Annotated in this window: 12 protein-coding genes; 8 read left to right on the plus strand and 4 right to left on the minus strand. The window is 39.6% G+C overall.

The features are described from left to right. Positions 1–33 precede the first annotated feature (33 nt). Positions 34–1,461 carry an amidohydrolase gene (locus CLV81_RS17710; RefSeq protein WP_106146898.1) on the plus strand — a complete coding sequence of 476 codons (1,428 nt, stop codon included), beginning with the start codon at positions 34–36 and terminating at the stop codon, positions 1,459–1,461. Positions 1,462–1,502: 41 nt separating this feature from the next. Beyond that, complete coding sequence (locus CLV81_RS20825; RefSeq protein ID WP_245912078.1) at positions 1,503–2,387, plus strand: VOC family protein; 885 nt, start codon at positions 1,503–1,505, stop codon at positions 2,385–2,387. Here CLV81_RS20825 and CLV81_RS17720 read toward each other — a convergent pair. Next, on the minus strand, positions 2,384–3,655 hold the full coding sequence (locus CLV81_RS17720) for a POTRA domain-containing protein (RefSeq protein ID WP_106146900.1): 1,272 nt from the start codon (positions 3,653–3,655) through the stop codon (positions 2,384–2,386). The two genes, CLV81_RS20825 and CLV81_RS17720, sit on opposite strands and share 4 nt — an antisense overlap. Positions 3,656–3,792: 137 nt before the next feature. Between CLV81_RS17720 and CLV81_RS17725 the strand changes: the two genes are divergently transcribed. From CLV81_RS17725 to CLV81_RS17735, 3 genes are all read left to right on the plus strand, one after another. Next, complete coding sequence (locus CLV81_RS17725; protein ID WP_106146902.1) at positions 3,793–4,797, plus strand: pirin family protein; 1,005 nt, start codon at positions 3,793–3,795, stop codon at positions 4,795–4,797. A 134-nt stretch (positions 4,798–4,931) separates the two neighbouring features. Further along, positions 4,932–6,947 (plus strand): tetratricopeptide repeat protein, encoded by a 2,016-nt coding sequence (locus tag CLV81_RS17730; protein ID WP_106146903.1) that lies wholly within the window; start codon positions 4,932–4,934, stop codon positions 6,945–6,947. A gap of 190 nt (positions 6,948–7,137) precedes the next feature. Beyond that, the gene (locus tag CLV81_RS17735) at positions 7,138–7,581 is read left to right on the plus strand and encodes a BLUF domain-containing protein (protein WP_106146905.1); all 444 of its coding nucleotides are present in this window, start codon (positions 7,138–7,140) and stop codon (positions 7,579–7,581) included. A 3-nt stretch (positions 7,582–7,584) separates the two neighbouring features. Here CLV81_RS17735 and murA read toward each other — a convergent pair whose 3' ends face one another. The 3 genes from murA to CLV81_RS17750 all read right to left on the minus strand — a co-directional run bounded on the left by murA (position 7,585) and on the right by CLV81_RS17750 (position 9,925). Further along, positions 7,585–8,892, minus strand: coding sequence for a UDP-N-acetylglucosamine 1-carboxyvinyltransferase (murA, locus tag CLV81_RS17740; RefSeq protein ID WP_106146907.1), 1,308 nt, complete (start codon positions 8,890–8,892; stop codon positions 7,585–7,587). 12 nt (positions 8,893–8,904) lie between these two features. Further along, positions 8,905–9,555, minus strand: a complete 651-nt coding sequence (locus CLV81_RS17745; protein ID WP_106146908.1) for a DUF4290 domain-containing protein — start codon at positions 9,553–9,555, stop codon at positions 8,905–8,907. Positions 9,556–9,637: 82 nt separating this feature from the next. Then, positions 9,638–9,925 (minus strand): DUF493 family protein, encoded by a 288-nt coding sequence (locus tag CLV81_RS17750; RefSeq protein ID WP_106147696.1) that lies wholly within the window; start codon positions 9,923–9,925, stop codon positions 9,638–9,640. 87 nt (positions 9,926–10,012) lie between these two features. Here CLV81_RS17750 and CLV81_RS17755 point away from each other — a divergent pair, with 87 nt between their 5' ends. Genes CLV81_RS17755 through fmt form a run of 3 tightly spaced genes read left to right on the plus strand, consistent with a single transcriptional unit; the run spans position 10,013 to position 13,420 of the window. Next, positions 10,013–10,573, plus strand: coding sequence for an AAA family ATPase (locus CLV81_RS17755; RefSeq protein WP_106147698.1), 561 nt, complete (start codon positions 10,013–10,015; stop codon positions 10,571–10,573). Between the two features lie 2 nt (positions 10,574–10,575). Continuing rightward, positions 10,576–12,471, plus strand: a complete 1,896-nt coding sequence (locus CLV81_RS17760) for a RecQ family ATP-dependent DNA helicase (RefSeq protein WP_106146910.1) — start codon at positions 10,576–10,578, stop codon at positions 12,469–12,471. Beyond that, complete coding sequence (gene fmt / locus CLV81_RS17765) at positions 12,446–13,420, plus strand: methionyl-tRNA formyltransferase (RefSeq protein WP_106146911.1); 975 nt, start codon at positions 12,446–12,448, stop codon at positions 13,418–13,420. The genes CLV81_RS17760 and fmt overlap by 26 nt, the downstream gene beginning before the upstream one ends. Positions 13,421–13,554: the final 134 nt, after the last annotated feature.

Consider the following 13,554-nt stretch of genomic DNA (forward strand, 5'->3'; position numbering starts at 1 on the left):
ACCTGTTTTATAGCTAACTTCAACTCACTCTCCATGAAAAAGTTCACTCTCCTAGCGGTAGGTGTTTTAACACTCACCGCAGTTCAAGCCCAAAAATTGAGCTCCACCAAAAAAGCCGTTATTGCTTCGGTAGAAGCGCATAAGGAAAATCTTATTAAAATAAGTGACTCTATTTGGTCCTATGCAGAGACAGCTTTCAATGAATCTAAGTCTGCCGAAGTCTTGGCGGCTTATGCCGAAAAAAACGGTTTAAAGGTAACACGTGGAGTGGCCGATATCCCAACAGCTTTCACAGCGACATACGGCTCTGGCAAACCCGTAATCAGTGTTTTGGGTGAATTTGACGCCCTCCCAGGACTTTCCCAGAAAACTGAACCCACAAAGAATCCTATCACAGTTGGTGCTCCCGGACATGGTTGCGGACACAATTTGTTCGGAGCAGCCAGTTTAGGAGCTGCTATTGCCATAAAAGAGCAGATTGAAGCAGGTAAGCTCAAGGGAACCGTTAAGTTTTTGGGGACGCCTGCCGAGGAAAAATTCTTTGCCAAGGTATGGATGGTTGAGGCCGGCCTATGGGACGATGTAGACGTCAATATAAGCTGGCACCCAGGTGCTAACACTGAAGCAAGTGTGCAAACCGGCTTATCCTTAATTGATTTTATTGTGGAATTCTATGGACAAGCGGCCCACGCATCATCTGACCCATGGAACGGTCGTAGTGCTTCGGATGCTCTGGAACTATATACTACCGGAATAAATTATTATCGGGAGCATATCAAACCTACCTCTCGTATCCATTATCATATACAAGATGGTGGTCAAGTGGTGAACGTTGTTCCGGATTACTCCAAAATTTGGGTTCGCGTTCGCGATCCAAAAAGAAAAGTGATGCTCCCCACCTATGAGCAAGTTAAGAAAATGGCCGAAGGGGCTGCCATCATGGCAAACGTCGATTATAAAATTTCTTTGGTTTCCGGTATTTACGAAACTTTGGTAAATAGAGCCGGAGGAGAAATCATGCAGAAAAACCTAGAGCTTCTAGGTCCTATTAGTTATACCGAGGAAGAAGTATTGTTTGGGAAAGGTATTCAAAAGGCAACGGGAAAAGAAGAAGTAGGTATGGATAGCTCGATTGAACCTCTTAGAGAAACAGAAAAAAATCCTGGTGGCGGCTCCACAGATGTAGGAGACGTAAGCTGGAATGTCCCGAACATTAATTTACGGGTAACCACTGCTCCCAAAGGAACTCCCTGGCATTCATGGGCGGTGGTTGCCTGTGGTGGTATGAGTATTGGGCATAAAGGGATGGTGTATGCTTCAAAAGCTATGGCCATGACGATGGCCGATCTTTTCGAAAACCCCAAACTCGTGGCCAAAGTGAAGGAAGAGTTCAAAACAAGAAAAGGTGATGAAAAGTATGAAGCCATGATTGATGGACCACCACCCATAGGTAGCAACTAACCCTGCTTAAAACAACAATAAACAAACTCAATTAGAAATTCATGAAGAAGTATGGTTTGCTGTGCATTTTTTGCATGGCTTTGAGTATACATGGGCAAGAAAACTATCTTTCTTTTTTTGATGGACTTATCGGAAAAACCTGGAAAGCCGAAGGGAATTGGGGTGATGGTTCAAAATTCAGTCAAGAAATAACTTTTGAGTATGTTTTGGACGGTACTTTGGTGATTGCCAAATCCAAAGGTTTTACTGACAAGGAACAAACCAAGTTTGGAAATAGAAATCATGGTATTCGAAAATACAACCCCGAGACAAAAGCTATTGAGTTTTGGGAATTCGATGTTTTTGGTGGATTAACCAAGGGAACCGTAACAACTGAAAATAGAAATATTGTTTATTCATATCGCTATGGAGAATCCATAGTCACTGATATGTGGGAATATATCGATGAGAATACCTATAATTTCAAGGTTGGCAACTATGTAGATGGATATTGGAAGCAAGTATATCTTTCCACCCAGTTTATAGCTGAGCCCATTCAAAAGGAACCTTTTGAGTTCGACCATCAATCATTAGTGGTCACCCAGTTGATGAAAACTGGGGACTTTTACAGGGATGTGTTTGGTTTTGAAGAAATCCCACATCCAGAACGCAAACCAGGATTTCGATGGTTCAAGATGTACGGAAATTCTCAGTTGCACCTGATAAAGAAAGATGTTGTTGAGTTTAAAAAAGATAAAAGCATTCACCTATGTTTAGCCACTGAAGACCTAGAAAGCTTTATAGAAAAACTTATGGGAAAACAGATTACATTTTACGATTGGCCTGGAAATCTAAACTCCGTTACGCATCGGGCCGATGGAGTAAAACAAATCTACATTCAAGACCCTGAAGGATATTGGATAGAAATAAATGACGCCCAGCATTAAAAATATTGTCCAATTCCAAAGACAATTCCATTCGTGCCGTCTTCTGAAACACCTAGTCCGTAATCCAATCTAAATACGGCATTGAAAATTCGCTTGTGAATAAATCGGACGCCAATACCGGGAAACACTCGCACATTATTCCCGGAAAAAAGCTCGGAAAAGCTCTCTCCTGGATTTCTCCATGTTCCGGCATCCACAAATGCATTCCCCTGAAAAGCAAACCATCCTTTTTCATAAAAAGTATGACGGTATTCTGTATTCAAAACAATCGCGGCAGTACCTCTATCCACAGTATTTCCTACTCCACGTATATTTAACTGGTTATCTAAAGTGAAAGGAGCAAAAGGTGAATCTTCATTTCCAAACGCCGTAGCTAGGCGTAATCTTGAGGCCCAATTACCCTTTTCTTTTACTTTTTTATAGTAGATAAAGTCATTTCGTAGTGAAACAAAGTCTCCTAGAAATGTTTCGGCCTCTTCATCACCATCCAAAAACGTGAAGTATTGTGCGGTAAACTCATTGTTGATTCCGTCAATGTACTGATAATCAATATCCACATTGATGTGTCTATAGAAAGCCCTATAGGCCAATCTGTCTGCTTCAAGGGAAAATGGACCCCCTGGAACGGGGTCCTCACCTATAAAGTTGTAGGATTCTGATACCAGACTCGCCCCTACCTCTGCCTCGTTGTGAAAGTCAAAGGAAAAAATAAGATTTCCTTCTATTGATTTGCTGTTAAATCGATAATCCTTGGTCCCTTCGGTAAAGAAAACAGGTTCTTGGGTCGTTTGGTCCTGATAGCTAAATCCAACCCCGAGTTTATCACTGAACAGAAAGGGATGTTCATAAAAAAAGCCATAGGAATCAAAGACGTCCCGTGCGTAAAAACCTCCTATCAATTGATTGTTGCCCAAAAAATTGAACTCAAAAACTGAAAGCCTAAATGCAAAATCCCCATTATTAGCGGTGGAAATTCTTAGTCCTGGAATGATAGTGAAGTTTTCAACTATCTCATAGTTCACAATCGTTCTTCCATCTTTTTCTTCAAAAGAATAAGACGCACTGGCAATACCCGGCAATCTCTTCAATCGCTCTATATCCGTATTGATTTTCAAGGTATCAAAAACGCTGTTTGGCTTTACCTTGACCAACCTTCGAAGAAACCGTTCTTTGGTACGTTTTAAGCCAGAAAAACCTAAACTATCTATAGTACCCTGAGAAAATGTGACTGAAGATACCAATAGGAAAAGTAGGAGAATCTTTTTCATGGAATTTACATGTGATGTTGATTATGACGTTTGTCATCGGCATTCCATACATTTTCTTAACACTTTTTGGGAATATGTGCTCTTATCAAAATCGAAATAGATACTATTTATCTTTATTTTTAAATAAAATCTATACTATGTCCGATGCAGTTCTTCAAACTTTTCCCCTAGGCTTTCCCTGGCAAACACAAGACCCTTTTTTATTTTGTGTATACCATTTGGACCATTATCCAAAAGGGGAAGAAAACATGGGCCCGGACCCTAAACTTTTAGAAGGCAGGAATATCGGAAATGACTTCACAATCAAGGATGGATGGCGAATGTATCATGGAAACACTATTCCCGGGTTTCCGTATCATCCGCATAGAGGTTTTGAAACTATTACCATTGTGAATAAAGGATATTGCGACCATTCAGATTCTTTGGGCGCGGCAGGACGTTTTGGTAACGGAGATGTGCAATGGATGACTGCAGGAAGGGGTGTACAACATTCTGAAATGTTTCCTCTTTTAAATCAGGACTCTGATAACCCTCTGGAACTGTTCCAAATATGGCTCAACTTGCCGAAGAAGGACAAGTTTGTAGAACCACATTTTAAGATGCTTTGGCATGAGGACATTCCAATTATTGAAGAAGAGCATGCCGTAATCAAGGTAATTGCCGGGAACTATAAAGGAACAGCGGCCAACGACCCCGCTCCTAATTCCTGGGCATCCCAAAATGAAAATGAAGTGGCTATCTGGAACATCCATGTTGATGCAAATTCAGAATATGTACTTCCCAGTTCAAAAACACTGGTTACACGAACCCTATATTTTTACGAAGGAGATGAAATACACATCGGGGAACGAAAAGTAAATCCAAATTTTGGAATTGCTTTGGATCCCTCCCAAGAGGTTTCCATTAAAATAGCACATGAGAAAGCGCATTTTCTGTTGCTCCAAGGAAAACCTATTGATGAACCAGTGGCAAAATATGGCCCATTTGTAATGAACACACAGGAAGAAATCCAAAATGCCATGGATGAATATCGTCTCACTCAATTTGGTGGTTGGCCCTGGCCCTATCCTGATAACGTTCATGAAAAAGAGAAAGGTAGGTTTGCTCAGTATCCGGATGGAAAACTTGTTGAGAAAGATTAATGATTGGAAGAACTGTTAGTCAGATAAAATCGAGAGCCCTTTCCTTATGCTTTAAATAAACTACTCCCTACTTTATGGAAAACCCATAGTTTTGTTCTAGGTTTTCCTTATATTATTGTTGAAACTGCTTGGTCATGGCAAAATTTGTTTTTCCGAAAATCTGGTTTTTCTTTTTTCTTTTGGCTATTGCACATTCTTCTGCCCAAACACAAAAACTGGACAGTCTCAAGGTTTTACTGGAAACTGCTGATGATACTACGCAAGTTAATGTCCTTAGATGGATGGGAAAATATTCCAGGTCCATTGACAAGCAAAAAGCGTTGGAATATGGGCTGCAAAGTTTAGATAAATCCAAAGAGATTGGTTTTATAAAAGGTGAGATAATGGCTCTCTATGATTTAGGGCTAACCCATGGAATGACTGGAAGTTATGCCGAATCCTTGGGATATCTGAGACAATGCCAAGAGCTTTCCTCCCAGGAAAATAATCATAGGTATATGAAAATGGTTTACAATGCCTTGGGAATCGTATATAAAGAAATTGGGAATTATACCACTAGCAAGGAATACTATTTAAAAAGCATAAGACTTGTCGATTCTTTAAATCTGCCGTATAGCATTTCTTCTTCTTATTCGAATTTAGGTATTCTGTATGATCTCATGGGAGAACAAGACAAGGCAGTCGAAAGCTACAAAAAAGCATTGGAAGTTTACAAAGGCCAAGATAGAGAAGATTTGGAAAACAATGTATTGCATAACCTCGCTATTATTGATAAGGGCAACAAGAATTACGAAAGTGCCTTAAGCAAGTATCTTAAGGTAGTAGAGTTTAACCTGGAGCGAAATGATAAAGTTGTACTTGCAGGAGCATATCTAAACATTGCGAATTGTTATATTGAATTGAAAAAATGGGATCAAGCCGAAAGTAGTTTGGAAAAAGCCATGGAGTTAGCACAGCAGCTATCACTAAGACAGTTGAAGCCTACCATATATCTTAGTAAAGCCGACCTTATGCTGCGACAAAAACACTACAAAGAAGCATTGGATTTTTCAAGAAAAAATTTAGCCTTATTGGATGAATCTGGATTTCAATCAAAAAAAGAAGGACATGAAATGGCATATGAAATACACGAAGCTAGTGGCAATCTATCCCAAGCGGTATACCATTTGAACAAGACAATGGCTTACAAGGACAGTCTTTTGAATGAGACTAAAGTTAAAGAAATACAAAACCTTCAAATACAGCACGACATATACCTAAAGGATAAAGAAATCAAAGAGAATGAGTTGCAGTTGGCACTGCTGAACACTGAAATGTCCTCAAACAATAGGCGATTTGTTTACCTTTTGATAATTACAATCTTACTTTTACTATCTGCCGTGCTGTTCTATTTCCTTTATTCGGACAAGAAAAAATCCAACGAAGTTTTTAGAGAAAAAAATGAGTTGATTTCTAAACAAAACCAAACCATTGAGAAAATTAACGCGGAGCTTGAAAAACGTATGCTTCGAGCACAAATGAACCCGCATTTTATTTTCAACTCGCTGAACTCAATCCAACACTTGATAATTAATTCAACAGATAAAACCGATTCATTAAAATATCTTACCAAATTCTCTAAACTGCTGCGCAGCGTTTTGGAAAGTTCAGTGAACTTGAATCTACTGCTTAGGGAAGAAATTGAATTGCTTAAGATCTACCTTGAGTTGGAATCACTTCGCTTTGATAATGCATTTAGTTTCAATATTGTGGTTGATGAGAATTTGGATGTTGAAGAGCACGAGATACCATTGCTACTGGTACAACCCTATGTTGAAAATGCCATTGTCCATGGGTTGATGCCAAAGGAAGGTTCAAAAGAACTGACCATTACCTTCAATAATCTAGAGGAGTACATTGAATGTATCGTGGAAGATAATGGTGTTGGAATATATTCAGGCAAGACCGAAAGCGAGAAATCGAAGGGTCCCTCAAGGGGAATGTCCATTACCGCCAGACGAATCGATGCTTTGAAGAGGGTTACCCATGAGCAGCTTGTTACTGTGAAAAACTATACTGATAAGGACAAGACAGGAACAAAAGTGACTATTCTAATTCCTAAAAAAGACTTTGTTCAAATAGATCAGGTACATATCAAAAAAGTAGTTTAAAACTGATAGACATAGGACTCCCTAATTTCAGATAAGGATTATATCCTGACAGGAAAGAGAATTTGGAAAATCAGAAAAACAACCCAAAAATCCACTTTTTGTTCACCCAAAACAGCCTTTTTCAGCGAATTTAGTTTGAAAAACTTCAACAAAAAGGTATATTTGAGATAACCTATACCAATATATAATAATGCATTCACTGGTTTATCGTTCAGTGGCAGTTGAGAATTTTCAGCTTCCTGACATCTACAAAATGTTGAGTGATGCGCGCCTCTTTAATTCAAAACACAACATTACCGGATGTTTATTGTACCACGACAAGAAGTTTTTACAGCTTTTGGAAGGAGAGGAAAAAGCAGTAGAAAGACTATTCAAAAGAATTAGAAAAGACGCTAGGCATCATAGTATGGAAATTATTTGCGAAGAAAGGTCTTCTTTACGACTTTTTGACGAATGGAGTATGGCATTTCATGATTATGGGCTCAACGGGACGTCTGCCCACTTGAAACTAAAGCAGATAGATAACTTTTTTGAAAAGTCGGATGCATTCATGAAGCCAAGCACTTTGGCCATTCCCTTCTTTGCCAATGTAAAGGATATTCTATTCAATCCAACACAATTAAATCATGTCTGAGTCTTAGACTCTTACAATATTGGCTCCTATAGCTCTTAAACGGGTATCGATGTCTTCGTAGCCCCTATCAATTTGTTCAATATTGTGAATGGTTGAAGTACCTTTGGCCGAAAGCGCAGCAATTAGAAGAGAAATCCCAGCACGTATGTCCGGAGAAACCATGGTTGTTGATTTAAGCGTAGATTTGAAATTATGGCCGATTACGGTAGCGCGGTGCGGGTCACATAAAATAATCTTAGCACCCATATCAATCAACTTGTCCACAAAGAACAGGCGACTTTCAAACATTTTTTGATGTATCACAACCTCCCCTTTGGCTTGAATGGCCACTACCAATAATATGCTCAATAAATCTGGTGTCAATCCGGGCCAAGGAGCATCTGCTATGGTAAGGATAGAACCATCTATATAATTCTGGATTTCGTATCCGTTCTCATGTTTTGGGATATAGATATCATCGTCTTTGCGCTCCAGTTTAATCCCTAATTTCTGAAAGGCATTGGGAATCTGTCCCAAATCGTCCCAACTTACATTCTTTATGGTGAGTTCGCTACGTGTCATGGCAGCCAAACCAATCCAACTCCCAATTTCAATCATATCAGGCAGCATAGTATGCTCTGTGCCACCTAAGGATTCTACACCTTCAATGATGAGTAAATTGGACCCAACACCGGATATCTTGGCTCCCATCCTGTTCAGCATTTTACAAAGCTGTTGTAGGTAAGGCTCACATGCCGCATTATAAATGGTGGTTGTTCCTTCAGCCAACACAGCAGCCATAACAATATTGGCTGTACCCGTAACGGAGGCTTCATCCAAAAGCATATAGGTGCCCGTTAGCTTTTCGGCTTCTACACCATAGAAGTATTCTTCTCGGTTATATCTAAATTTAGCTCCTAACTTGATGAATCCTTCAAAGTGCGTATCCAAGCGTCTTCTTCCAATTTTATCGCCTCCAGGCTTAGGAATGTAGCCTTTACCAAACCTCCCCAACAGAGGACCTACCAACATAATTGAACCTCTAAGGCCCCTTCCATCTTGTTTAAATTGGTCGGATTGTAGATAATCCAAATTGATGTCATCGGCCTTGAACGTATAGGAACCTTTCCCTCTCTTCTGGATTTTTACACCCAGATCCTCCAGTAAGGCAATGAGTTTGTTGACATCAATTATATCTGGAATGTTGTGGATGGTGATTTTCTCGCTGGATAAAAGAACCGCACATAAAATTTGAAGTGCTTCGTTCTTTGCCCCTTGAGGTGTAATTTCTCCTGAAAGCTGTTGCCCGCCTTCAATTCTAAAAGTTCCCATAAGCTTTTGGAATCAATATCTTTTCTTAGACCTATTGCTTCTTTGTCCTTTTTTGCCGCCGCTGCCTCTTTGTGATTTAACAACTCTGTTCTTTAAGAACTGCTCGCTGTCCGTAAGACTTTCGCCCTTTGGGGCTAAATCTATTGCTCCATCACTCAATTCTTTCAAATGACCAAAAATAACAGTGTCTTCCACACTATCCTTATTCCAATTTAGATAGCATTTTTTCATGTGGTTGGCAATGGCATACTCCAAGCCAGTACGCATATCTCCTTGCTCCCATTTAATGGCCACATCTATCATCCGCTTGATGTTATTGCCGTAAAAGCGATACTTGGGATGGTTTTGAGGATAACCCAAGGGCTCTGGACGTTGCTGTAATACCTCTTTGGAAGTAATCGGGAAAGGAGAATCCACATCCAGTTTAAAATCGGACATTATAAAAAGTTGGTCCCAAAGTTTGTGTTGAAAATCCGGAACATCTCTAAGATGGGGTTGTAGGTTGCCCATTACGCTGATGATAGCTTTGGCGACCTTGTTTCTTTCTTCACGGTCTTCAATGGAAACCGCATGGTCTACCATTTTTTGAAAATGACGCCCATATTCGGGAATAAAAAGTTTAGGACGTTCTGTATTGTATTCTAAATGCTCTACTGAATTCAAATCAAGATATATTAAGTGATTAATGGAATGGGAAGTACTACCAATAACGACCGCAAAATAATAAAATTATGATAAAGACGGCCTAAAGGGAAATAACGCCTTCAACCGAGGAGACTTCCTTGTATTTCGATATTACCGCATCCGGATCCTTCATATTTACCGTAATGGAAATACTTGTATAAGTTCCCTTTTTGGATTTTTTCGATTCAATTACCGCTCCAGTGTTATCAAAAATGGAATTTATCTGTTCTATCTTTTCCTCATCTGTAGGAACAATAAATTTATATAGATAGCTTGAAGGCCATGAAGAGTTATCCAACAATTGCTCTTTTAACCTACTATAAAATTCATCAGATTTGTTCTGGTCCATCCCCATATTTTTTACAAAGATATGGCTTACTCAACAATTTTTTTCCTGATGGTGTTTTCCGTAATTTGTTCGCCAAAACAGTACCTTTTGAAAAGTAAAAAAGTCGTCATAACCGGAGCCCCGGGAACGGGAAAAACTTCAATAATCACAGGGTTGGAGCAACTGGGATTTCACTGTTTCCATGAGATTATACGGGATATGACGTCAAAAGCAAAGAAAGAGGGAAACACAGATTCCTTTATTTCCAATCCTTTGGTTTTTGTGGATGATGCTCTTCAATTCAACAAGGATTTACTGTACGGAAGAGCCAAACATTATGAAGATTCTTTGAGTTTGAGTGAACCCATTATTTTTTTTGATAGGGGTATTCCAGATGTGTTGGCCTATATGGATTTCTTCAATCAACCTTATGATAAAGAGTTCACGAACACTTGTGAACACAACCCTTACGACCAAATTTTTTTGTTACCGCCTTGGCAAGAAATTTATGTTTCGGATAATGAGCGATTGGAGAGTTATGCAGAAGCGCAAAAAATCGATGATGCGCTATACAATACCTACACTGGATTTGGGTATAATCCGATACTAGTGCCCAAAAAACCAGTTTCTGAGCGAATAGACTTCATTCTGAAAACGCTCAAATCTTAGATATGCTTGACAAAGCAAAAACGATTCTGAACACATATTGGGGGCATCAGGATTTTCGAGGTTCGCAAGCGGCCATCATAAATCATATTCTGAGAAAAACAGACACCTTGGCTTTGATGCCTACCGGTGGTGGCAAATCAATTTGTTATCAAGTCCCGGCAATGGTGATGGAAGGGATTTGTATTGTGGTATCTCCGTTGGTCGCCCTTATTCAAAATCAGGTCGAAGAACTCAAAAACAAAGGAATAAAGGCTGTAGCACTTACTGGAGGACTTTCCTTTGAAGATGTTAATGCCCTTCTGGACAATTGTCTTTATGGAAATTATAAATTTTTGTATTTGTCTCCTGAACGCCTTCAGCAGCCTTTGATTCAAGAGCGCATTAAGGGGATGAATGTTAATCTGGTTGCTATTGATGAAGCCCATTGTATCTCCCAGTGGGGAAATGATTTTAGACCTGCCTATCTGCATTGCGCTATTCTGCGGGAGCTCGTTCCCAAAGCACCTTTAATTGCCTTGACCGCCACGGCAACACCGAGAGTTGTTGATGATATAGTTCAAAACTTGGAATTGAACGAAGCCAAAATTTTTAAGGATTCGTTTTCAAGGAACAATATTGGGCTTTTGGTAGAACATCGAGAAGACAAACGGTTCCGTTTAAAGCAAATCCTTGAAAAGAACTCCTCGAGCGCCATAGTTTATGTAAGGTCTCGAAAAATGTCGGTTCAGCTTAGTGATTTTCTTTTACGAAATGGATTAAAGGCTTCTTTTTTCCATGGGGGATTATCAGGAATGGAGAAGAAAAAGCGGTTGAAGCTGTGGCTGGATAACAAAGTACACGTCATGGTAGCCACAAATGCCTTTGGAATGGGGGTGGATAAACCAGATGTGCGAACCGTGGTGCATTACCAAATACCCGATAGTCTAGAAAGCTATTTTCAAGAAGTTGGAAGGGCAGGTCGGGATGGTCTGACTTCTACCGCACTTCTAATTACCAATGAAGCGGACAGGATGCTGGCCAAACAGCAGTTCTTGGAGTCCCTACCCGATTCTAACTTTTTAAAAACTCTTTATCGAAAACTGAACAGTTTCCATCAGATTTCATACGGAGAGCTGCCTCTGGAAACCTATCCTTTTCCTTTTGCAAAATTTTGCAAGCACTATGAACTCGATTCAAACCTTACCTATCAAGGGTTGAAAATTCTGGATCAAAACTCAATCATTTCGCTTTCGGAGAATTTCAAACAACGCACGACCATTCAATTTGTATCAAAGAAACAGCACATTTTTTCCTATTTGGACAGCCATCCAAGCTATCAAACCCTTATCCAAACCTTGTTGCGTACCTATGGAGGTATCCTGGAATTCGAAACTAAGGTTGACATTTCACTCCTTGTGAAAAAAACGGGCTTACAGGAATCTGTTTTGCATACCATGCTGAAGCAGCTCCAAAAAGACGAAGTAGTTGCCTATAAATCCAATGAAGGTGATTTTGAAATTACTTTTCTAGCTCCAAGGGAAGATGACCTTACCATAAACTCATTTTCAAAAAAAATAAAATCTCTTCATCAAATTAAAAGAAACAACCTGCAATCCATGTTAGATTTCATTGAAAACTCACGTACATGCAGAAATCGTTTTTTACTAAAGTATTTTGGTGAAGCGACGAACAAGAATTGTGGTAAATGCGATATTTGCATCCAAAGTAAAAAGACCTCTTCCTTTTATCTCAAAAGCAGTATTCTTGACACCCTTAAAAACAAATCATTAACCTCAAGGGAGTTAGTGGCACAAATTGATTCGGATGAGAAGGAAGTTTTGAAGATTTTAAAACACTTACTTGAAGAAGAACAGATTGAATTGAACCAAAAAAATGAGTATAGCCTTGCAACAAAATGAATCATTGAGAATAGTTTTTATGGGCACTCCGGCGTTTGCCGTAGAAAGTCTAAAGCTTTTGTTGGAAGCAGATTTTAATGTGGTAGGAGTTATTACTGCGCCGGACCGACCTGCAGGTCGTGGAATGAAAGTTCAAGAATCCGCTGTGAAACAATTTGCCGTGGCAAATAACTTAAACGTATTACAGCCCACCAATCTTAAAGATGAGCAATTTATTGAGGAGTTAAGACAGCTAAAGGCTAATCTTCAAGTAGTGGTGGCTTTTAGGATGTTGCCCAGAGTGGTATGGCAGATGCCAGAATACGGCACCTTTAATCTTCATGCTTCGCTTCTGCCACAATATCGCGGTGCGGCACCTATCAATTGGGCCATTATCAATGGAGAAAAAGAAACTGGTGTCACCACTTTTTTTATTGATGATAAAATTGACACGGGTCATATTATCATGCAAGATAAAATACAGATTGAACAGGATGAAAATGCTGGAAGTCTTCACGACCGGTTGATGCAAATTGGTGGAGAACTTGTAGTGAAAACCTGCAACATGATTACAAAAGGCGAGATAAAAACCATTCCCCAGGAGCAAAGTTCCATTCTCAAAGCAGCGCCCAAAATTCATAAGGAAACCTGTAAGATAGATTGGAACCTACCTGCAGAGCAAATCCAAAATCATATAAGAGGTTTAAGCCCCTATCCTGGTGCATGGACACATTTCCAAAAAACAGGGAACGACAATCCCATGGTATTAAAGGTCTTTAAGAGCGCCATTGAACCCTCCAACCAGTCCTATAGTATAGGAGAGGTTATCACAACAAAAGACACCTTAAAAGTAGCAGTTGAAGACGGTATTATTTCATTGCTAGAAATCCAACTTCCTGGCAAAAAAAGGATGAAAACAGCTGATACACTACGAGGCTTTCATATTGGTGAAAATGCAAAAATGCGCTGAAGCCTTGCCATTACTGGCCTCGGAAAACATCAATTTTGCTTCTACTTTATCAACAAACGTTTGAAGTTATCAACAAAAACCCTGAATTCCCTTGGTTTTGCTTGCATGGATAGCAAATCCGTATAAATTTGTTC

This window comes from Flagellimonas meridianipacifica (genome assembly GCF_003001695.1).
Classification (GTDB): domain Bacteria; phylum Bacteroidota; class Bacteroidia; order Flavobacteriales; family Flavobacteriaceae; genus Flagellimonas; species Flagellimonas meridianipacifica.